18 protein-coding genes are annotated in these 22,305 nt (G+C 47.2%); 2 read left to right on the top strand and 16 right to left on the bottom strand.

Going from position 1 to position 22,305, the window contains the following annotated elements:
• Positions 1-51 precede the first annotated feature (51 nt).
• Entirely contained in the window at positions 52-867 is an 816-nt protein-coding gene (gene panB, locus ABDK00_RS08635) for a 3-methyl-2-oxobutanoate hydroxymethyltransferase (protein WP_346238448.1), read from the top strand.
• Here panB and ABDK00_RS08630 read toward each other — a convergent pair.
• The 12 genes from ABDK00_RS08630 to ABDK00_RS08575 form a co-directional block, all read right to left on the bottom strand.
• Positions 864-2,102 carry an NAD(P)/FAD-dependent oxidoreductase gene (locus tag ABDK00_RS08630; protein WP_346238449.1) on the bottom strand — a complete coding sequence of 413 codons (1,239 nt, stop codon included), beginning with the start codon at positions 2,100-2,102 and terminating at the stop codon, positions 864-866. The genes panB and ABDK00_RS08630 overlap by 4 nt on opposite strands.
• Before the next feature lie 20 nt (positions 2,103-2,122).
• Positions 2,123-3,124 (bottom strand): 4-hydroxyproline epimerase, encoded by a 1,002-nt coding sequence (locus ABDK00_RS08625; RefSeq protein ID WP_346238450.1) that lies wholly within the window; start codon positions 3,122-3,124, stop codon positions 2,123-2,125.
• A 42-nt stretch (positions 3,125-3,166) separates the two neighbouring features.
• Positions 3,167-4,651, bottom strand: coding sequence for an aldehyde dehydrogenase (NADP(+)) (locus ABDK00_RS08620; RefSeq protein WP_346238451.1), 1,485 nt, complete (start codon positions 4,649-4,651; stop codon positions 3,167-3,169).
• A gap of 118 nt (positions 4,652-4,769) precedes the next feature.
• Positions 4,770-5,696 (bottom strand): dihydrodipicolinate synthase family protein, encoded by a 927-nt coding sequence (locus ABDK00_RS08615; RefSeq protein WP_346238452.1) that lies wholly within the window; start codon positions 5,694-5,696, stop codon positions 4,770-4,772.
• A gap of 110 nt (positions 5,697-5,806) precedes the next feature.
• Positions 5,807-6,733 carry an AraC family transcriptional regulator gene (locus ABDK00_RS08610; protein WP_346238453.1) on the bottom strand — a complete coding sequence of 309 codons (927 nt, stop codon included), beginning with the start codon at positions 6,731-6,733 and terminating at the stop codon, positions 5,807-5,809.
• Between the two features lie 58 nt (positions 6,734-6,791).
• Positions 6,792-7,397 carry a nucleotidyltransferase family protein gene (locus tag ABDK00_RS08605; protein WP_346238454.1) on the bottom strand — a complete coding sequence of 202 codons (606 nt, stop codon included), beginning with the start codon at positions 7,395-7,397 and terminating at the stop codon, positions 6,792-6,794.
• A complete protein-coding gene (locus ABDK00_RS08600) occupies positions 7,390-8,424 on the bottom strand; it encodes an XdhC family protein (protein ID WP_346238455.1) in 1,035 nt (344 codons plus the stop codon). The genes ABDK00_RS08605 and ABDK00_RS08600 overlap by 8 nt, the downstream gene beginning before the upstream one ends.
• Positions 8,425-8,438: 14 nt before the next feature.
• Positions 8,439-10,706 carry a xanthine dehydrogenase family protein molybdopterin-binding subunit gene (locus ABDK00_RS08595; protein ID WP_346238456.1) on the bottom strand — a complete coding sequence of 756 codons (2,268 nt, stop codon included), beginning with the start codon at positions 10,704-10,706 and terminating at the stop codon, positions 8,439-8,441.
• 2 nt (positions 10,707-10,708) lie between these two features.
• Positions 10,709-11,167 carry a (2Fe-2S)-binding protein gene (locus ABDK00_RS08590; RefSeq protein ID WP_346238457.1) on the bottom strand — a complete coding sequence of 153 codons (459 nt, stop codon included), beginning with the start codon at positions 11,165-11,167 and terminating at the stop codon, positions 10,709-10,711.
• A 24-nt stretch (positions 11,168-11,191) separates the two neighbouring features.
• Positions 11,192-11,824, bottom strand: a complete 633-nt coding sequence (locus ABDK00_RS08585; RefSeq protein WP_346238458.1) for a hypothetical protein — start codon at positions 11,822-11,824, stop codon at positions 11,192-11,194.
• Between the two features lie 275 nt (positions 11,825-12,099).
• Entirely contained in the window at positions 12,100-13,470 is a 1,371-nt protein-coding gene (locus ABDK00_RS08580; RefSeq protein WP_346238459.1) for an alpha-L-fucosidase, read from the bottom strand.
• 197 nt (positions 13,471-13,667) lie between these two features.
• Positions 13,668-14,720 (bottom strand): glycoside hydrolase family protein, encoded by a 1,053-nt coding sequence (locus ABDK00_RS08575; RefSeq protein WP_346238460.1) that lies wholly within the window; start codon positions 14,718-14,720, stop codon positions 13,668-13,670.
• A gap of 611 nt (positions 14,721-15,331) precedes the next feature.
• Here ABDK00_RS08575 and ABDK00_RS08570 point away from each other — a divergent pair.
• Positions 15,332-16,405: an AI-2E family transporter gene (locus ABDK00_RS08570; RefSeq protein WP_346238461.1), complete on the top strand. Its 1,074-nt coding sequence runs from the start codon at positions 15,332-15,334 to the stop codon at positions 16,403-16,405.
• Positions 16,406-16,668: 263 nt separating this feature from the next.
• On the opposite strand, the gene ABDK00_RS08565 is transcribed toward ABDK00_RS08570, so the two are convergent.
• The 4 genes from ABDK00_RS08565 to ABDK00_RS08550 form a co-directional block, all read right to left on the bottom strand.
• Entirely contained in the window at positions 16,669-19,509 is a 2,841-nt protein-coding gene (locus ABDK00_RS08565) for a sugar-binding domain-containing protein (RefSeq protein ID WP_346238462.1), read from the bottom strand.
• Positions 19,510-19,624: 115 nt separating this feature from the next.
• Positions 19,625-19,876 carry a hypothetical protein gene (locus ABDK00_RS08560; protein ID WP_346238463.1) on the bottom strand — a complete coding sequence of 84 codons (252 nt, stop codon included), beginning with the start codon at positions 19,874-19,876 and terminating at the stop codon, positions 19,625-19,627.
• A gap of 50 nt (positions 19,877-19,926) precedes the next feature.
• Complete coding sequence (locus ABDK00_RS08555; RefSeq protein ID WP_346238464.1) at positions 19,927-20,502, bottom strand: YdeI/OmpD-associated family protein; 576 nt, start codon at positions 20,500-20,502, stop codon at positions 19,927-19,929.
• 151 nt (positions 20,503-20,653) lie between these two features.
• Positions 20,654-22,243 (bottom strand): DUF3472 domain-containing protein, encoded by a 1,590-nt coding sequence (locus tag ABDK00_RS08550; protein ID WP_346238465.1) that lies wholly within the window; start codon positions 22,241-22,243, stop codon positions 20,654-20,656.
• Between the last annotated feature and the right edge of the window lie 62 nt (positions 22,244-22,305).

The raw sequence follows: 22,305 nt of genomic DNA, 5'->3' as shown, positions 1-22,305 counted from the left end.
TTTTATTAGTTTAATTTCACCGCCCTATTCACTCTGAAATAATTATCAATCGTGTCCATTAATAAAGAAGTAAAACGTGTTACCACCAACACTTTAATGATGATGAAGCAAGCGGGCGAAAAAATTTCCATGCTTACCGCTTACGACTATTCCTTCGCCAGGATCATTGATGGCAGCGGCATCGACGTGATACTGGTCGGCGATTCTGCTTCCAATGTTATGGCGGGCCATGAAACCACCTTACCGATCACGCTCGACCAAATGATTTACCATGCTTCGTCGGTCATCCGCGGTGTGCAGCGATGCCTGGTAGTTGTCGATCTTCCTTTTGGCACTTACCAGTCTAACTCTGAAATTGCGCTGGCATCAGCGATCCGCATTATGAAGGAAACCGGCGCTCACGCCATTAAGCTGGAAGGGGGCGCAGAAGCGATCGATTCCATCACAAAAATTGTTTCAGCCGGTATACCGGTCATGGGGCACCTGGGCCTGACGCCGCAATCCATTTACAAATTCGGCACCTATGCCGTTCGGGCTAAAGAAGAAGCGGAGGCGGCCAAGCTGAAATCGGACGCCCAACTGCTGGAAGAGGCAGGTTGTTTTGGTATGGTATTGGAAAAAATTCCCGCCATGCTGGCAAAGGAGGTAACTGAAAGTTTAAATATCCCGGTGATCGGCATTGGCGCCGGCCAGCATTGCGATGGCCAGGTATTGGTGATGCATGATATGCTCGGCATCAATACGGAGTTCAAGCCCAAATTCTTACGGCAATACCTTAATATCTTTGAGCAGGCTACTACGGCGGTCCAATCTTATATCGCTGATGTGAAGTCAGGCGATTTTCCCAGCGATAGCGAACAATACTAAAATCTTTCAGGGCTGAAAGCTTCGATCGAAATTGACGTCGGCTGGCGACGCATCATTTCACTCAAAAGCAGGCCGGTTCCGGCGGCGCAACTTACACCCATCATTGCGTGGCCACCCGCAAAACTTAAATTGCGGTACCTGCTGTGGCGGCCGATATACGGCATGCCATCGGGGCTCACAGGGCGATAGCCGTACCATGCTTTGGTCACATCCGGCAGGGGTAGATCCAGTTGCGGATAATATTTTTTAAAAGCCTGGTAAATGGCTCCTACTCTTTTAGGGAGTACTGTCTGACTATGGCCGCTCAATTCCATCGTACCACCGATGCGCAGCCACCGGTCGATGGGTGCGGTCGCCACCCTGTCGTCCACCAAGATAGAAGGATAGTTCAGGTTATGCTTTAAGTTATCAAAGGCCATGCTATATCCTTTGCCTGGTTGTAGCAAAATTTGGGTGCCTAAAAGCCGGGCGATCTGAGGCATCCATGATCCGTTGGCAACGATTATCTCATCCGCAGCAATTTTTTGTTCGCCGACCTGCACCGCCGTAATCCGGCCGCCCCGCTTTTCAAACGCAGAAACGCCGCGCCCGAGCACGAAAGAAACGCCCATCGATTTCAATTTCGCATATAAATTAGCCATTAGCTTTCCGGGATGGACATGACAGTCGTCGAGATAGAGCACGCCACCCGCCACATCTACTTCTGTTTCGGGCTCATAATCCTGTACCTGCTGCCGGTTACAGATCACAGTTTTTAATCCAAACACCTCCGCCTGCTGAGCCAGCTCTTTTTCGTGCCGGCCGGTTACTGCCGATTTATAAAGCATAAAAATGCCTTTCTCTATCAGGTTAAAATCATCCAGATCTTCTTTCAAATCATTCATCAGGCTTCGCGATAGCTGCAATAAATTATTTAAATGAGGCGCATTTTTTTCAACCGTTGATGCGTTGGCTGACCGCTTAAAATGCAGCCCCCAGCGCAGCAGGTCGACGTTGAGCCGCGGTTTGATATAAAAGGGAGAGCTGGAGCTCATCATCCATTTCATGCCCTGCCTGATAATACCCGGTGTAGCCAGCGGGATAAAATGGGAAGGCGATATGTATCCGATATTGCCAAAGGAACATCCTTCTGTAATATCATGCCGGTCGATTACCGTCACCTCAAAGCCTGCTTTTCTGATATAGTAGGCGGCGGATAACCCGATAATACCGCCTCCAATAATTATGATATTCATGATTTGACGCAATTGCTGCTTTAAATAACCTGGAAACCACAAGCATAAGGATCATCATCTTCGTCGATCCAAATCTGGTTGTAGCCATATACGCGCGCCCAACCCTCGATTGAAGGCCTGATGGCGGGATATGCACCTACCCTTGTTTCTGATTCTATACGTCCCGTAAACCTGCTTCCGATAATACTTTCATGGATAAAGGAAGCACCTGGTTGGAGTAAGCCTTTCGCATACCATTGCGCCATACGCGCAGAGGTTCCGGTACCGCAGGGGCTGCGATCAATCGCTTTGTCGCCATAGAAAACAGCATTGCGCGCCGTGGAAGTTGTATCCAACACAGCACCCGTCCATAAAATATGAGAGCAGCCGTTGATAGTAGTATCTTCCGGGTGTTCAAAATCGTACAGTGCATTAATATTATCCCGAAGGTCGCGCGCCAAGCTAATTAGTTGTTCAGCGCGGTAATGTTCGATGCCCTGGAAATGCTTCTGCAAGTCTACGATGGCATAAAAATTTCCGCCATATGCTACATCCACTACCAGTTCGCCCAGGCCGGGGCAGGAAACAGCGAGCTCCGACGCGTAAAGAAACGACGCCACATTGGTGAGTTTTACTGATTTTACTTTACCACCCTCCTGCCGATACTCGATCATGACGAGTCCGGCCGGGGTTTCAAGTTTCACGCGGCCCTGCACCTGGGGCCTGATCAACCCCTCTTCAATAGCGATTGTTATGGTGCCAATCGTGCCGTGGCCGCACATGGGTAGGCAGCCGCTGGTTTCTATAAATAAAACGGCTATATCATTCGCCGGATCGCTGGGCGGGTATAAAATACTACCGCTCATCATATCGTGGCCGCGCGGCTCAAACATGAGCCCTTTGCGGATCCAATCATGCTCGTTGAGAAAATGTTGTCGTTTCTCACTCATGTTGCGGCCGGCAAGTGGGGGCCCGCCGTTTTTTATAAGCCTTACCGGATTGCCACAGGTATGGGCATCAATACAATCAAAAATATGTTTCATAACTGAATAAGATGGCCGTCCGGCCCCGATCAAGGCTTGCCTTTACACCACCGGCTCTTGGCTCAATACATCATTTACGGTTCTCCAAATGTGAAGCGGATTTCCATTTTTTAGTTCGTCGGGTAACAGGCTGTCACTCCAGTTTTGATAGGCTACCGGCCTTGCAAATCTTTTGATAGCATCGGCCCCTACTGAAGTGAACCTGGCATCTGTTGTAGATGGAAAAGGTCCGCCATGATGCATGCTGAGGCACACTTCCACTCCTGTTGGCACACCGTTTAAAATAAAACGGCCACAAAGATCCTGAACGGCATCTACCAACGCCTGGTGATTTTTTATATCCTCATCGGTGGCCATCAGGGTTGCGGTCAACTGCCCTTCGATATGCCTGGCCACTTCGGTCATCTGGGCAATATCTTTACATTTGATCACCAGCGAATAAGGGCCAAATACTTCCTGGTGCAACACCGAATTATTTATAAAAGTGTCGCCGTTGACGGCCACGACCGTAGGAATGCCCTGGTTATCCTGAGGCTCAATGCCGGAAATGGCCACCACTTCTACGCCAGACTGTTTTAAAGCTTCGTCTCTTTTTGATACATAGTTTTTACAAATACCCTCATGCAACATGGCGGCGGGGGCGATGGTTTTAACTTCGGCACCCAACACCGCAATAAACTGGTCGAGGTCTGAACCCTCTACACCGATCAGAAGGCCGGGGTTGGTACAAAACTGGCCGACACCAAGCGTGATGGAACCGGCATACTGACGAGCAGTTTCTGCCGCCGCGACAGCCATTTTTTCCGGCATTAGAAACACAGGATTGATACTACTCATCTCAGCAAAAACAGGAATAGGTTCTTTTCGCTGGTTGGCCCAGTCGAACAACTGCTTTCCGCCCGTGAAAGAGCCGGTAAAGCCTACGGCTTTGGTATAGCGATGGTTCACCAAAGCCTCTCCCACTTCAAATGATTGTCCATGAACATGAGAAAAAACACCTTCCGGCAGCTGGCAGGCGGCCACAGCTTTATGAATCGCTCCGGCGACCAACTCACTGGTTTGTGGATGGGCAGGATGGGCTTTTACAATTACCGGGCATCCCGCAGCCAGCGCAGTAGCCGTATCACCACCTGCTGTTGAATAGGCAAAAGGGAAGTTGGAAGCTCCGAAAACCACCACGGGCCCCAGGGGTACCAGCATTTTCCGGATATCAGGTTTGGGTGGCGCCTTATCGGCAACCGCGGTGTCAATACGGGCCTCCAGCCAATCACCCCGCTCGCAGGCGTCTGCGTAGCTATTCAATTGATAAATGGTGCGGGCCCGTTCGCCTCTTAAACGTGCTTCGGGCAAATGGGTTTCCTCTCCGGCAACCCGGATCAACTCGTCGCCAAGCGCTTCCATTTCCCGGGCGATAGCACGCATTAATTCGGCCCGTTCTTTCAAAGAAATTTTTCTATATACGCGAAAAGCCGCTTGGGCGCTTTTCATTACTTCATCAATCTGGGTTATCGTTGCATCTTTAAACATGGTTCAATCCTTTTAAATATTATACATCAAATATCATCTATTGTTGCGAATATACAGGAAGCTGTGTTCGTGCGCTCCATAGTGCAACACAAGTAAGATGCCAGTCCGGTTAATCAGTCTATATCGATAATCCCCTCTCCTTTGTTGAACCCAGGTCTGGCCGGGTAGCAATTCCCGTGTTGATGATGTTGAGGATCCTTTTTCTTTCTTCGCCGATAAGCGGCAGCCGCGGCGCTCTTACTTGCTCGCTGCCAATACCGGTTTGCTGCTCGGCCAGCTTAATGTATTGCACCAGTTTTACATGAATATCCAGCTCAAGCAAAGGCAGAAACCAGCGATAGAGTTCGAGCGCTTCTTTCAGTCGGCCAGCTTTAATCAATTTATAAAGGGCAACGGTTTCCGCCGGAAAAGCGCATACCAAACCAGCGACCAATCCGTCGGCGCCAGCGGCCAGCTCTTCGAAGGTGAGTGTATCTACGCCGCAAAAAATCCGATACCGATTACCAAACCTGTTGCGCATTCGCGTCACATTCGACACATCGCGCGTGCTTTCCTTAACCGCCGTGATATTGGCGCAGCCGGTAAGCTCCTCAAAAGCGTCAAGCGTAACCAGAGTTTTATAATCTACCGGGTTGTTATAGATCATGATCGGCAGATCGGTACTATCGGCTACGGTTCTGAAATAGGTAACAAGTTCGCGATGGTCGGGCACGTAGCGCATCGGCGGCAACATCATTAATCCGTCAACCCCCCATTTTTTTCCTAAGGCCGCCTGCTCCAGCGCCGCGCGGGTGCTGCCTTCGGCAATATTAAGAATGACAGGGATGCGTCCCTCTGTTTTTTCGATGGCAAATTTTATCAGTGTTTCTTTTTCTTCGGTGGTTAAAACACTGGCTTCGCCGAGCGTGCCGCCGAGTATGATTCCTTCAACGCCCGCTGCGAGTTGCGCGCGCAGATTTTTTTCAAAAAGCGGCAGATCCAATGTATCGGCCGATGTAAACTTTGTGGTTAAGGCCGGCATAACGCCTTTCCATTCAAACTTCATAATTCGGGATTTTTGTTACACAAATATATCACCGGATAGCCTGGATGGCTTAGCCGATTTTAACAGGCTTTGACCCTATTTTAACCAATGTTTAGCTGTGCATTTTATTTTCAGGAATTGGCTACCTGTCGAAAAGCGGTCTGGTAAGCAGCCGGCGTTGTGCCTACCGTTGTTTTAAAAATACGGTTGAAATGAGTGATACTATTGAATCCGCAGCGATAGGCGATCGCGGATATACTGTCACCGCATGACGCTGTCAGTTGCCGGCAGGCTTCATTGACGCGCACCTGGTTGAGAAATCCGATAAAAGTCTGTCCGGTTTGCTTTTTAAAATAGCGGCAAAAAGCGGGCGGCGTCATACAGGCAATGGCAGCCACTGCCGAAAGATCAATGGCGCGGGTATAGTTTTGCATCACGTAATGCATTACCTGGCCGACGCGAATACCTTCAGATTCGCTCAGGCCGCCAAGTGTTGCTGTTGACAGAGATGCCAGCTGCGCATCCAGTTGACTTAAATATTTCAAAAGATCAAAAAACAATAACAGCCGGTCAGTTTGCTTGGATTGATGAACCGCCTGCATTTTTGCCGCCACCACATCTCGGCTACCCGCGTGAACTTTAAAACCGCCTGCGCGGTTATGAATAAAATCGGCAATCAACTTCATTTCAGGCAACGCAAACAAGGGTTTCAGGCGATGGGCCGGATCGAAAAACAACGTCAGTGCGCGGATGGCTTGCACCGATTTTCTTTCGAAATACGCCGGCGCGCTTTTGAAAAGATGCGGTTGATTGGCCCCTATTAGAAAAATATCGCCGGGCCCAAAGGTTTCGAGCCGTGTACCGATCACAAAGCTTCCCGTGCCTTCAATGACATGCGTGAGCTGCACTTCCGAATGGCGATGCAAAAAGGGATAAAAATGAGGTTGTATTTCCTCCTTGCTGATCACTGACTGATCAAGCGCTACCGGAAGTGTGAACTGGAGCACTTTCATCTGCGAAAGGTACGAAGCACGGAGGAAATATAAACAGTAGCCCATTGATAATGAATTTGCCGAAGATTAGGGTATTTACTGGTTAAACGCCACCAGACCCTGATCATCTCACCACTTGCTTCTTAAACGTTTCTAACAGCTGTCGGTAAGATTCCGGTGTATCAATATCTTCCATGCTGTTTTCGCAGGAAACTACAATGATCTTTGTTGGGTGAGCGGCTATGATCCCTTTGGCTCCCGAATGCCCCTTCAGGTTTCGTAAATCCGGGAGGTGGCAACGGTCAAATAATACCGGAACGCCGCAAACGCCTTCTTTAGATTGGGACACAATAATCTGACGCTGGCCGGGCCTGAATGCATCTATCATTTTTTTATAATGACCAGCCTCAATCCAGGGTTGGTCTGTCAGCGTAATCAATAACCCCTGCAAATTTGTAGTATCTATATTGTCTGCGCCCCAGGCAATGGAACTGCCCATGCCCTGCTCCCAGCCTGCATTAAAAGTAATTTTTACTTTATAACTTTCAACTTCTTTGGCGATCATAGTCGCCTGAGCGCCCAAAACTACAGTCACTTCCAGGTTGGCCTGCTGCAGCCTGGATATTTGATGAGTGATAAGCGATTGGTCGCCCCATGGCAACAACTGCTTAGGCCTGCCCATTCTTTTCGAGGCCCCGGCTGCCAGTAGAAGCGCTTGAACTTTAGCCATGTATTTTTCCGGATAATTCGCGAAGCGGCATCACTGCTGCCTTTCGGGTAATGCTTAAAATTTCTGATATAATGGAAAGTGCAATTTCAGCAGGCGTTTCCGCACCGATATTCAATCCCGCCGGGCCATGGATGCTGTCCAAAAAATCATCGGCCGTGTCAGGAAAATAGTTGATCAATTCTTCCAACAAACGCTCCCGCCTTTTGCGCGGGCCCAGCAGGCCGATATAAGCCGGCCGGCTGTCTTTCAACGCCATTAAATATTGTGCGTCTTTATGTAGACTGTGGGACATTAAAATGACCGCGCTGTTTTCATCAATATCCGACAGGTCCAGGTCTTGAATTGCGGTTGCCGATAAGCGTGTCGCTCCTTTAAAATAGGCTATTGTTTTTTCTTCGCCGGGCGCAGCAATCACATGCACCTGCCAACCAATATCTGCAGCCAAATGACATAGCTGCACTGCGTCGTGCTCCGCGCCAAAAATATATAACCGAAACAGCGGCGGCCATTGCTGCCTGAAAGTTTGCAAGTGATTTGTATGGCTCATCCTAAATGAGCCGCGCATTGGATGGGCAGTTCCCCCTACTTCCAAGACAGTCCCATATGCGGCGCTTTCACCCAATTCGGTAATAAAAAAAGAAGTGGACTGAAAGGGTTTTCGGTCATGAAAGCATTTTTGCATAACCTGGAATAAATGATCTGTTATTTCGACCGGTTCGATCAACACATATAAAACCCCTTCACAGCCCAGGCGGAAGCGCCCGTCGTAGGTCATCAATTTAGGCATCCCTGTTCTAAACACACTGGCGGCCTGCCGGATTATTTCCTTTTCCACACAGCCTCCGCTCACGGCGCCTACCATGTCACCTGCTTCGCTGATGAGCATGCTGACGCCAGGCCGGCGGTAGGAAGAGCCCTCCAGATGCACAACAGCTGCCATTACGGCCTGCTTCCCTTGCGCAAACCAGAGATGAGCCGTGGAAATCAGCTTTTGCAATTCGTGCGTCATGGTATGAAAATTTTCCATTATTTAAATTCAGCTCAACCAGCAGGTTGCTCTTTGGGCAGATATTTCCCCGCAACGTCTACCATAAAGGGTTGATGATAGTAGCGTTTTCCGGTAGCCTTGTAAAGCGCATTAGCCAGCGCGCCAATAGCCGGCGCAAAGGGAGGTTCGCCCAAACCCGTTGGATGCACATCGCTGTCTACAAAAAAGGTTTCTACATCCCGCGGGGCGTCGTTGTTTCTGATCAGGTGGTAATCATTGAAATTTTGTTGTTGCGGCGCCCCGTCTTTAACCGTGAGCATGCTATAAAGCGCATGGCCAATACCATCGACACTTCCGCCTTCTACCATATTTGCGGCAGCTATAGGGTTAACAACAATGCCGCAATCGGTGGCGCAATACACCTTCTCAATGACAGGTTTGCCATTTTCCATACGCAGATCCACCACATTGGCTACATAACTATCATGGCAATAATAGGCTGCAACGCCGCGGCTTACACCGTTTTTGGACCTGCCCCATTGCGCCTTTTCGCGCACCAGTTCCAGTACGCCCGCATAACGTTTGGCATCATAGTCGTTTTTCTTTCCCACCGGATTATTAATTGCTTTATTGAAAAGGCCGAGCCGGAAATCGATGGGGTCTTTGCCCGCCAGTTCGGCCACTTCGTCCAGGAAAGCCTGTTCAACGGCTCCCATAAAATTGGACCTTGGCGCACGAAACGCGCCGGTCGTAATATTGCTGTCAATCGTCCAGGATTCAGCCAGGTAATTTTCAACGGCGCCGGCCGGAAAGCGGTTGGCAAATAACGGGCTTTCAGGAATACCGCCTGCCTTCACATGAAAAGCGGTCAAATTATTATCCTGGTCCAGTGCAGCGCGAAAAGTCGCCAGATAAGTAGGCCGGTAGCATCCAAAAGTCATATCATCTTCCCGCGTGTACATCAGTTTCACCGGCTTTTTTATTTGCTGTGAAATAACGGCCGCTTCAACGAGGTAATGGCCAAATAGTTTCCGTCCGAAGCCGCCGCCCATGCGCGTCATTTGTATATCTACCTGTTGAAGGCTCATGCCCAAACGTTGTGCCACCGATTGTTCCATGTATTCTGGTGTCTGTGTAGGTCCAATAAGCACCGCCCTGTCATTAGTTACGTTGGCATAAAAATTCAAAGGCTCTAATGGGCTATGCGCCAAATAGGGCCCTGTATAAGAACGCTCGATTACTTTTGCAGCGTTTGCAAATGCCTTCTCCGGATCGCCGTCTTTCCTAACCTCACGGCCTTTTTCTTTGTCTTTTTGAAACATCGCGGCGTACTGGTCTTCGGTAGTGTCTCTGCCGGCAGGCACTTTTTGATCGCTCGCATTGCCCGCTCCCGTGCCTTTCATTTTTATGGAATGGGTATCGAAGGGCTCCCATTTGGCTTTTATTTTTTCTTTTGCTTTCATTACTGTCCAGGTGGAATCGCCGGTAACTACAATAAGTTCCGGAAAAGCGTTAGTGTCAAAATAGCCGCGTTCAAAGTTTTCAGGATAAGTTTCAATTGTAAACACTTCCTGCACTCCCTTCATTGAAAGCGCTTCGGCTGCATCGTAAGAAAGGAGCTTCATGCCAAAGGCCGGAGGGTGAACAATGGAAGCAAAAACCATGTCATCCGTATATATATCCAAACCAAATACGGCTTTACCGGTGACAATATCTAACCCGTCGACATTTCGTTTAGAATGCCTGATGATTTTAAAATCTTCAATCTTCTTAACCTCAACTTCTTTTGGGATTTCTATTTTTGAAGCCGCCGCCGCCATGCCGCCAAAGCCTGATGATCGCCCGCTGGCTTTGTGAGAAATAACCCCCTCGTTGACGTCAATTTCTGATGCGGGAACACGCCAGGCCGCGGCTGCTGCCTGCACCAACATATATCTTGCGGTTGCACCCGCCATTCGCAGAGCATCCCAGCTTTGATAGATCGAACGGCTACCACCTGCAATTTGCCTTTGGAAAATATCTGTATTCAGCGGCGCTTGCACTACTTTGACCTGTTCCCAATTGACGTCCAGCTCTTCGGCTACCAGCATGGGCATTGAAGTCTTTACATTTTGGCCTATTTCAGGGTTTGGCGATGCAATGGTTACGGCGCCGTCGGTATCAATTGTTATAAAACCATTTAACTCATATGCTTTTTCTAATTGAGGGTTTTCTTTAGCCAGCGCGGCCAGCCAGCTAAAGTGAATGAGTAAGCCTGCGCCTCCGGCTCCGGATAATTTCAGAAAAGACCGTCTGTTTAAATGGGTTTGTACAGTTGCCATAATTACATTTCTTTAGCTGCAGTTCTAATTGCTTTATTGATACGGGTGTAAGTGGCGCAGCGGCAAAGGTTGCCGTTCATAGCGCGGCGTATTTCTTCATCGGTCGGCTGGGGATTCTGGGCCAGCAAAGACGCTGCCGTCATGATTTGACCAGCCTGGCAATAGCCGCATTGAGGAACATCCCATTCGAGCCAGGCTTTTTGCACCGGATGATCGCCTTTTTCTGACAGTCCTTCGATCGTTACAATTTTTTTCGTACCGATATCGCTGATCGGATAAACACAGGATCTGACGGCATCACCATCAAGATGAATAGTGCAAACGCCGCAATGAGCGACGCCGCAACCATACTTGGTTCCCAAGAGTCGGAGATGATCTCTCAACACCCAAAGGATAGGCGTGTCTGGCGCCGCATCCACCTGCTTCGCCGCTCCGTTCACGTTGATCGTATATAAAGCCATGAGATTTTTTTTTGAAATTAAATTTTATTTGGATGGGGCGTAAGCGCCGTTATCAATCCAGGCGTACCATGCTTGTTTAAAAGCTTCGTAAGACAGCGGGGGCAGCTCCCGATCACCACCCATCTCCCAGCCTGCTTTTACCAGGTCGTCCCCGGCATGGTCGCGCAGCGCTTTCATATCTTTATGTCCGTTTTTTTCAAAATCGACCAACTGAAGAGCCAGCTCACGAGCTGTTTTACCTTCAAAAACCATTTTCATATCGGCCGGAGGCATGTGCCATTCGGGGTTACCGGGCGGTGTCCTGGCGCCTTCAACGCCAGTAGGTGCATGACAGGTCACGCATTTCATCGTTAATACGCCTTTACCCTCCGGCCCGCGCTGTGGCAACATGCTATGGATATGACTATCATCTCCCTGCAATGGCACATCGCCTTTAGGGTGGCAATTCATACATCGGGGATGCATCAATACCGGATAAACTTTTTCAAAAGCGGCTACGGAAGCGGCGCTGTCTTTGTCTTCCTTTGCCAGCAGAACCATTTCATCCACTCCTGTTTTTCGATCTAAAATGGTTGACATACCCAAAAGGCCCGTTGTAGCAACGATGATAGAAGAGATGACTATTGACGGGGAAAGATGAGCGTTCAGAAGTTTCATGGTCACAGGCATATTTTGTAGTAAAATACGCAATATTTCCTGATCTGCCTCAACTAATCGGGGTTATTACGCCAATGAAAACATAACTGATATCAAAAACGCTGAAAGTCAATGCCTGCTGGCACGCGGGCAGTTGAGCGCTCGAATGAAATTTTTTAAATAACCGTTGGCTTCTTATATCATAATGATATCAGCCGCGTTGCAAGGCAATTGACAACGGTTGCTTTTACGTTATAGCAACCTATCAAATAATCAGGCGGTTTATAAGCGCTATATTAATAAGCAGCAAACTTCCTGACAAATGGCCCGCCGACAGACTCATGGATCACAAGCTTCAGCTGGTCCGTTCTTATCGGCTGCGGAAACTCGTAAATGAATTTATGCCCAACAGCACTTCCGCCAAAAACGCTTTGCCATTTGTTGTTCTGATAAGAAAATATTTCAAAAGCCCGGATACGCTGGCCCTTCGTAATTTCCTCCTGGATGACTACATGCTTTACGGACTTGCCCTTTGGAATTTTGAGTGTGATCTGTTGGCCCGCACCGGCGATCGTCGCAACAGGCTGGCCAAACAATTCCTTAATCCTTTTTCCAAAAGCAGCCAGCGTGTCTACGTCTTCCCGGTCAAGCAAGCCTGCGGGATTGGGCGTAAGCCCCAGTATCAGTGTAGCATTCCGGCCGACAGATTTCCGGTACATATCGACTAAATGAGGCACCGGATAAATATGCGCTTCGTCGCCGGGCTCCCAAAACCATTCGTGGCGGCCTTTATACCCTCTTAAAGGCGCATCGGCCATGGCGGGCATATAATATTTTCCTTCCCTGTCGCCTTCCTTTAATAATCTGAAGTTGTCTTTGAATATGGCTTCGGTGTTAGCCGAATGTGAATAAGGATAAGGGAAAGTAGACCAGCAGGGATAATATACCGTGCCGGTTTCAGAACCGCCCCAACGAAAATCAGCTCTTTGTGTATTATGATAAAATAAACAATTGGGCTGATTTTTCTCAACAATCGGCAACACGTCGGCCCCATAGGTTTTAGGGTCCGAAGCCCCGCCATCAAACCAGATCATAAATAAGTCGCCATAACGGGTGGTAAGCTCTTCCACCATTCCCTCACACATCCGCTTGTAAGCCTGTTGCCTATTTTTTGCAAACTCGCTATTGCCTTCCACCCTAAAGTCATGAATCCCCAGCCGGGCGTTCCATCGTATGCCCACATAAATGCCCGGTTTAATATTATATTTTCGGCAGGAGTTGACAAAATCGCGTACAATATCACCCTTGCCATCCTTCCATTTCAATGCTTTGAGTGAATAGGGGTTGACATCACTTTGATAAAGTGCGAAGCCGGTTTCATGCGTCGCCGTCAAAATAGCATAGGTGGCGCCTGCTGCTTTTGCCGCAGCGATCCATTGATCGGTATCCAATTGTGTTGGATTAAAAATATTGTAGTCTTCTATGGGAACTATCCTATTGGATCGCTGATTATATTTTTTTCCATCAAAAACATGCAAATCGTAATGAAAGACGACGCCGAACTCCGCCTCCTGCCAACCCATTTGCAGCGGCGTCGGCAATGGCGGTTGAGCTAACAAGTTGAGACATATAATGAGAAGAAGCGGCGTAAAAAATAACTTAGACATAAGATATTGCGATAAAAATTTAATGGTAATCTTAAATTAATATTATGTTCGTCATATTTAGTATAAGGGTGACTGATTGTATAAATTAGATTTATTCACTTCAGCCAACAAAATAGGTTTGGAAATATTATTTTTCTTGAAAGAAATCTTCTGTAAAAATTTATATTTCATTAGCTACTCGGTAATTGAAAACAATCTCATTCTTTCTCTATAGGAATAAAAACTATAAAAGAGTCGTCGCCTTTTTTCAGCGCTAGGCTTAACACTTTGGGCTTCCCTTCCTCGACGAAAACAAAGGGGCGCTCCATGCGGTCATATTTTCGCACTTCGCCCGAGGTCATTTTTAGCTCTTTTGGCATCAGCCGATAATCTTTTGCCTTCGACCAATGCATTCCGTCCGGCGAACTTACCAAACCAATAAAACCGCTTGTAGCATGAAAGATGGCATAAAAATAATCCAGCTTTTTATCATACCACATTGATATATCCTCCGTATCTAAATAATCGATTACCGGTTCGGGCTGAATCTTAAAAGGTCCTATAGGGCTGTCGCCAATCGCAATGGCCTGATTGCGTATAAAACGTGTTTCATTAGGCTTATCGCCTTTCACAATCAGAAAATACCTGCCATCTTTCCCCTGTGTGATTGCGGGATTAACGGTAATGGTGGTGATGGGGCCCGAAGGTTCAATAAGCGGATGATCCATCCTTTTATAAGGTCCATTGATATTGTCGGCCACTGCGACGCCCGTACGCTGGTTTTTTCTTAGAATGGCCCAGTTAGGATGACTGTAAAAGGTCTGGCCGGTCTGCGTAATTTCTTCCTCGGTGTATGCTTTATCGCCCAAATTGGTGGAAACATAATACAGATAGTACTTGCCTTCAAAGTATTTTATTTTAGGGTTATGGGCTGTAATAGCGTCCCAGTGGCCCTTTCCGGCTCCCTGGAGCACCGTTCCTACAGGCTTCCAGGGGCCTGTCGGGTTTTCGGAAGTAGCATGGGCAATCTCGCAACGGGTAAGCCACCCTCCAAAACCATATTCTTTTTTCCAGGTCGAATAAAACAAATGATAAACCCCGTCTTCGGTTTTAAGGATAGAAGGACACCAATTATAATACCCCTCGGTTTTAAAAAAATTGGCTTCACCTACCTGCCCAATCCGGGCTTTTAACTCCAACTGATCGGCGCGTTCCTGCCCGAAGGAAATAAACCCATTCAAATAAATCAAACAAAAAAAGACGAATCTCATGTATTCCTGGTTATCTATAACAATTCAAAAATCAAGCGCCCTGGCGCGTACAGGTTCAGATGCAAATAACGAGTGCTATTGCTTCGCAACGGGGCTTATCACCCTCAAGGCCAATTTACCTGACGGGTACAATACCTGTTAACAGATGAAAAAAGGCAGGGCCGATTGTAAAGATAGGAGCGCTATCTATTTTTCAAAATGGATTATAGCGGCTATTATATGGATAATACTATTATCAATTTTGCTTTAATGAAAGTTAAATCTCTCTATAATATGCTTGGCTGCGGCACGGTTAATTTTCACCCCTTTTTTCTGAAGAAAACATTCCATCATGCGCAATACAGGTTGCCTCCTCATCGCCGTTTTTATGGGAGCTACCCTGAAGACCGAGTACGAAACCCGCCCCAACATTGATTTTATGATGTCGGATTCAACATGCTCGTTATCCATATAATCAATCGCCGAAGCTCTTTAAACCCCTTTTTTTGATCCCAAAATTTTCGACAGAAAAGAAAGAAAGTAAACGTCCAACACATACCTTTATATAACAGCAAAGAAGCGGCCAACAATAAGGGCGGCGGCATCATTTTAAAACCCTCAACAACCCTTGCATGTATCCAAAGAAAATTGAATACTACGTGTATATCTTATTGTTCATTGCTTTAAGCGCTACCCTGCTATATTTTGGAAAACCCTTTCTTATACCGCTCATCATTGGCGGCATGCTTGCCGGCGTTTTTGTTTCTTTTTGCCGATGGATGGAAAGCAGGAATATCAACCGCGGCCTGGCCTCGCTTCTTTGTGTGTTTGGCTTTTTGGCTATTGCCACAGGAATTATATTTTTATTAGGCTGGCAGGTATCCGGGCTTATGGAAGATGCCTCGTCTATTAAAACGAACATCCAAAAAAAAGTAGAGGAAATTCAAAACTATATAGCTGAAAAAACAGGAGTCTCAGCTGGTAAGCAGCAGGCGGTGGCAAGTAAACAAACTGAAAAGGGAGCAAATGCCTCGAAGCTGCTACCCTCCTTTCTGACTGCTGTTTCGGGTCTGGTTATAAACACCATACTCGTATTGGTTTACATGTTTTTATTACTGTACCAGCGCAGCCGCATCAAGCACTTTATTTTAAAACTTCAGAAAAGTGAAAGCGAAAAAGCAACGGCAGCTTCCCTACTCGAAAAAATAAAAACTGTTATCCAGCAATATCTTGGCGGGTTGGGAATGATGATTGTTTTGTTATGGGTTTTGTATGGCATTGGATTTTCTGTGGCAGGCGTAAAATATGCTTTATTTTTTGCCGTGCTTTGCGGCCTGTTAGAGATTGTTCCCTTTTTTGGCAATATCACCGGAACCATCTTAACATTGCTGATGGCCATCTCTCAGGGAGGCGGCAATGGCGTGATCATTGGCGTATTGGTTACCTACGCGGTAGTGCAGTTTGTCCAAACCTATATCCTGGAACCATTAGTTGTGGGCGACCAGGTCAATATCAATCCCCTGTTTACAATAATTGCTTTGGTATTCGGAGAACTACTCTGGGGGCTTAGCGGCATGGTCGTCGCCATCCCTATGATCGGTATCCTGAAAATTATATGCGAACACGTCCCTCCCTTAGCCCCTTACGCCTATCTCATTGGCCAAAAGAAAAAGAATCGAAAATTTCAGATTTTCAAAAAGAGTTAGAAATGCGGCAGGGCATCAGTAATCAAGACAATCATTAATTGAAACGCTCTTTTCATCAACGCGCAAAAGGTAAAGCGTAACTCGGACACTGCACCGGAGCTGTGGAAGCCATCCAGGTCAAACTTTTCTATTACAATGTTTGGAAGCCGATCCGCCGAACGGCATCTTTTTTTAACGCTTGTTAAAAGAATCTCTCCTGTTCTGGGAGCGTCTTTAAAATTTCATTCAAAAATTCAAAGCATCTACTTTCTAACAAAGTTGCTTCACCTTAAAATGGAACGCAGCCTCTCAACAGGGACTGCCGTGGCCGGATTAAAGTCCTTTGTTTTCATGTAAGTGGCAAAACTATACAACAGTTGCTTTGCTTCGGGCCGCTTATCGTTGCCTGTCAGCAAGTCAATACCTGTAAGCAGTAGTTTCCCCTTACCCACCCGGCATTCGATAGCTAGTGCCAGCGGCCGGGCTGTAAACCAATCATCAATCACCCTAACTATCGGCGCTAACCCTTTGGCGATCGAATCTACAATAATGGCATTTGAATGGCTCATGGCGTCCCACCACTGCCAGTTGCTGTGATACGACGTGGGAAAAGCGCGCAATGCCGGATGTTTCGGATCACACAAAATACCCAGGGTATGCGGCGCCTGGCCCTTCGTCCAGGCCGTGTTCCAAAAAATGCTGGAAAACCCGACCGCGATATTTCCACCGGCCTCATCCCGGATGCTGCCCTTTTTAGGCGTGAGTAAAACTTTGCCGCCCCCCTGAAGAGTTTTCAAAGCTTCTTCATCGAGTTGTTGTGTGACGGTTATATCTTCAGCAATTTCGGGCAGCGCTGCGGGGTACACGAATATATCCCAGTCATTTTGAAACGGGCCGATTGTTATAGATACATTTAATTTTGTGGGTTCTGTGATGGCCTGAAGGGATTGTTCTATCACACCCACTTCCGTCAGCGCACCAGTTGGTATATCTATTGTGTTCAACGATCCTTTGAAAGCCGTTTGCCCCTCTGCAGTTTTGATCTCCCATTTGGGCGCAGCCTGCAGCAGGTCATTAGGGCCAAACTGTGCTACTTCAACAGGCACTTTTAATGTTTCATTGTTATAATAAATCATTTTCGGAAACCGTGCGAGCGGTACGACAGCATTGCAAAAGCGGCTGTATTCTTTTGCAGTGATATACCCTTTCTCCTGCCAGAAAGCATTGAGCACGCCTACCAGCGCGGTTCCCTGGCCGGGAAAATCGTGGAGATCTAAGAGCTGAAATCCGCCGAAGCCTTTGGTGCGCAGGGCCGCTTCTATGTCTGCCTTATAACACAAAGCCTGCAATTTACCCGATGCCAGCAAAAAGCTGTCGGCCAGATGAAGCATGCCGTTTTGCTGCAAACGGTCTCGGAATATTTCAAAATTTTTGGCTTTGAGCACACCAGTGTATTGGCTTAGCTCTTTAAAATCTGGATAAACGCACCACTGGCCTATTTCATGGCTTACCGTCGGATGGTTCCATTTTGATAGGATAGCGCTCCAGTCGTAATCGCTGCGCGGAGGCTGGCTATTGATAATGCTTTTCAATCCCTGGCCCCAACCCTGGATGCGCGGAGCCGGATCATTATTATAATCACTTTCTTTTACCAGCGGCCAACCTGCACCTGTGGTGTACATCCGTCGTTTATCCTTTTGCTGCCAATAGGCAACAAACTGTTTCAAATAAGCGGTATGGTTCCTTCCGCCGGGTTCATTGCCATAAACCATCATACAAAACGAAGGATGATTGCCGAAGGCTTTTACCAGCCGGTTGCTTTCTTCATATATCCATGCGTCAATCGGGTCGCCGCTGCCAATTCTTGAATCTCCATTGGCCCAGGAAGAACACTCCACTTGTAGGTAAATGCCCAACTGATCGGCCGCTTCAAAAGCCGCTTCCGGTGGCGTCCAGGAATGAAACCTGACGTGATTCAAACCAAAAGACTTAATTTTTTTTAAGATACGTAACCATGCATCCACATCGGTGGGTGGGAAACCGGTCTTGGGAAATATCGCGCATTCGAGCGTGCCCCTCAAAAATATCGTCCGGCCGTTAACTGCAAACTGGGTTCCTTTGGCCACGAATTCGCGCATGCCGAAACTGGTCTGCCGCAAATCAGTGGCCTGTGCCGCATGCAGCGTTGTTTTGAGTTGATACAAATGCGGCGTAAACTCGTCCCATAGCAATGGGTGCTTTCCCATGTCATAAATAATGCTTATCTCCGTGGTGTCGCTTTGTAAAACGACTTTTTCACTTAACGTCGGAAGCTGCTCAGCAGCAGGCGCTTTAGCTGATAACGCGAGGCTCGCTCTGGACGGCTGCCCGGTTGTGTTTACGATTTTTACGCTTACCTTAATCCGCTTTTGCTGCAGGTCAGGAAAAATCTGCACATCCTCGATAAAAACCCTGGGCTTTGCCATCAACTCCAGCCGGCCAATCATGCCATTCCAGTTGCTTTGGGTATGGTCGGTGATGCTATGCGAATTGAATCCTACATTGACATCTTTGACCCGGTTATCTACGCGCACCGAGATTTGATGCGTACCAGGCTCGAGCGCGGGCAAGTGAAAAATATGAGGCGTGCCGAGGCTGTTTCTCATGCCAATAAGTTTTCCATCTATCCATGCCGTCGTTTCCCAATGACTGCGTTCAATAAACAATTGCAATTCCTTCCCCCTCCAGGAAGCCGGGATATGAATTGTTTTTTGGTACCAGGCCGCCCCTTTATAATATTTTACCGGCTGCAGCCAATAGGGAATTTTGATATGCCCGGGCTGACGATAAGGTTCATACTCCGGTTTTTGATACCAGGACGAATCTACGATCTGCCCGGTCCACGGTGTGTGAATGGTAACATCATTTCCTTTGCCGTTGGAAGCCATCGAGCCTGGTAAAACAACCTCATCTTTCAACTCTTTTAAGAACCATTTTTGGGAGACGCCTATATCTTCGACATCCATAGCAAAGCGCCAGGTGCCGGAAAGATCTAAGGAATAGGCCCCTCGGCGTAACTGGGCGTTCGACTTTATAACACAGCTTAAAAAGGCCAGGGCAATCAGTAGTTGCAATCGTCTTCTCATTCCTAAATATTTGATCTCAAAGCTAAGACAGATTGATAGCGCCCGGAATGGATAGAACCCTGATTTGAATGGATAATTCACTTTTTGAGTTCATCAGATCATTTGCAATCCTGATTTATCTTAAATGCCGCTCTTTTAGCGTAGCTTTTAGTTTTTCAAATTCTTTGTTCCTCGGATCGCGGCCCAATTTGTATATCAGAAAGAGCGGTATTAAGAGGGCGATGCCATATGCACTGTAAAAAACACTAAACATAATAACCCCGATTAAAGCTCCGATTAAAAACGCGTTTAAGACCGAAAACGACTTTAATTTTCTTTCTTCTTCCAATAACTCCTGGTCTGTCATTTTTGCAAAATCCCGTTCCATATATTATTTGTTGTCCAGCGTGATGGCTGTTGATTGTTTTATTTTTTCTACTATAGCTTTTCCCCGTTGGCTAACTTTTCAATAATCTCTTTCATTCGCTTTTGCCTGGTCTCCGGCCTTTTGGCGGTTTGTAGCCGAAAACCAATGGAAAAAAGATTCGTTTTATTAAGCCCCTTAAAAAATGCCGCTGCCTTTTTGTTTTTGCTGAGTTCCAAAAGAAAGTCTTCAGGTATCGTCATTTTGCTCGGCGAATCGTACGCGCGCTCCCATCTGCCGTCCGCCTTCGCTTTTTCAACCGCTTCCAGTCCGGCGGGCCTCATTTTAGCTTCATTTATCAGCCTTTCGACATGGGCGATATTAACCTTTGACCAAATGCTCCTGGCTGTTCGGGGGCAGAACTTTTGCAACCAGGCGAGCTCGTCATACTTTTGCTTTTGCCCATCAATCCAGCCATAGCAAAGCGCCACCTCGAGCGCCTCGGTATAGCTTATAGTCTTTATGCCTGCGTCTTTTTTGAATATTTTCATCCACAGTCCGCCGGACTTATTATGATTTTTTTCAAGCCAGGTTGCAAAAGATTTGGCAGATTTAAATTCCAGCGTCGGTAATGTATCAGGTTTACTCATATTTACTTTGCTTTCCATAATACAACAATCCCGCTGCCCCTCCTCTATTGCCGTTTATGGTAATTTTTTTGCAGGATCTTAAGATATAGCGACATTCAAAAATATGCGAAAGTTTATAATTATCCGACCAGATTCTTTAAGCTTGTGCTATCTAATTTGATATGTATTCCAACTTCCATTTTTGATGGGCGGCTCCCGTATCTGTAGTAACATTGACGTTGCCGTTCGTATTTAAAGCGGAAGGCGCGCTGAGACTCAGCAATGGTGCACACCCGGGCTGAACACGATAGTAACCCCCACTCATGCTTATAAATTTCCATTGCTGGGAAGTGCCCGAGTGGCTGGAGTATATTTGCACATTAGTGCCTGACGTTGCAGATCCGGTATAGACATCAAGTGACAGCGAGGGTGCATGTATGGGGGTTAATCTAAAAAAGCCACCGCCGACATATGATAATTTCCATCGCTGGTTATTGCTATTTCCATCGGAATAGATCGAAACATTAGCACCGTTGGATGTGGCCGAATAATCTACGTCTAAATTCCTTGTAGTTGCGCTATACGGCTTCAATTCATAAACCGCACCCGGCTTGATACTACTACCATTATTGACTACCAACGGAAAGGTTATGGGCGCTCCCTGGTTGTTAAAAACATCCCTTATAGTAACACGGATATTATAGGCACCATCAGCTAATACTTTAGCAATAGAAGCGCTTCGCTGCTGCGGCATGGTGTCTAAAATATGATGTATGACAGTGTTTGACGTATTCAATATGTCGATGCTATATGAAAACTGGGGACTGGAGGTGTTAGGGTTTGTCCAGTTTACATATACTGAGCCGCCTGAATAATAAGCCGTGAGGCTATCCGTTACAACAGCAGACAGTGAAGGGGTGGTACCCTGTCCCGTTTGCGCAGGAAGCGAAGCCGTTCTGCCCCCGGCGAAGATGGATGACGGCGTATAACCAGCACCATGCGCCATAAAAAACGCATCTTCCGCACCATCATACCCAGCATCAAAGCTATTATGGTAAATGCCGTTTCTGTTTACATCTGCAGCTGAGTTGTTGACAGACACGTTTCTGCTATTAGGCTTTAGCCATGTTCCGGATAAGGATAAAGCCCAGCAATCTTTAAAAAAAGCCTTCCTCGGATATCTTCCGTCCATTCGGTCGTCGTTACCTACCCAATCTTCTAAAAAGGAATCATTGTAATTACCAATGGCGGCTGATGTACCAGGCGCGGATAGCGTTGATGTATGAAACCATATACCCGTTGACAAATCCTGAATAAAATTGGCAATAAATATGCTGTCACCCGATTGCCATGACCGGTGGACAATATTATACCAGGTGTTTAACTTCCACCCGTAAGGGTTGACGGTTTTGGCGCCATCTCCCTCCCCTCCGAAACGGCTGTAAAATGTGGTCGGAGCTATAAAAGAAGCATAGGCGTGCACACCGGACGCAGTATTGGGATCCCAGAGAGATGCTATCAAAGTTTTGGACGTGGAACCGCCCGAAGAGGCGCTATCAATTGTATGCTGCAGCCCCGCATATCCGCCGCTGAAGTTGTTGACCTCGAAATATTCCGCATAGGCCGTTTGCACCACTTTAATTTTTTGCATCTTTAATAAAGACTGGCCGGAAAAGTATTGGTTGAGATGCATTGAAGGAGCGGCATTGCTTGTAGGCGTGATCGCCCTTTGTGAGGTAAGGCTGCCGGGGCCGTGTTGCATTTGATTCTTTTGGCACGAGAAAAATCCAACAAAAAGAACAAGGCATACCAGAGCGTTCATTT

Origin of the sequence: Niabella insulisoli, assembly GCF_039652435.2 — a bacterium.
In the GTDB taxonomy this organism is placed as follows: domain Bacteria; phylum Bacteroidota; class Bacteroidia; order Chitinophagales; family Chitinophagaceae; genus Niabella; species Niabella insulamsoli.
This window is presented reverse-complemented; position numbering and strand designations above follow the sequence as displayed.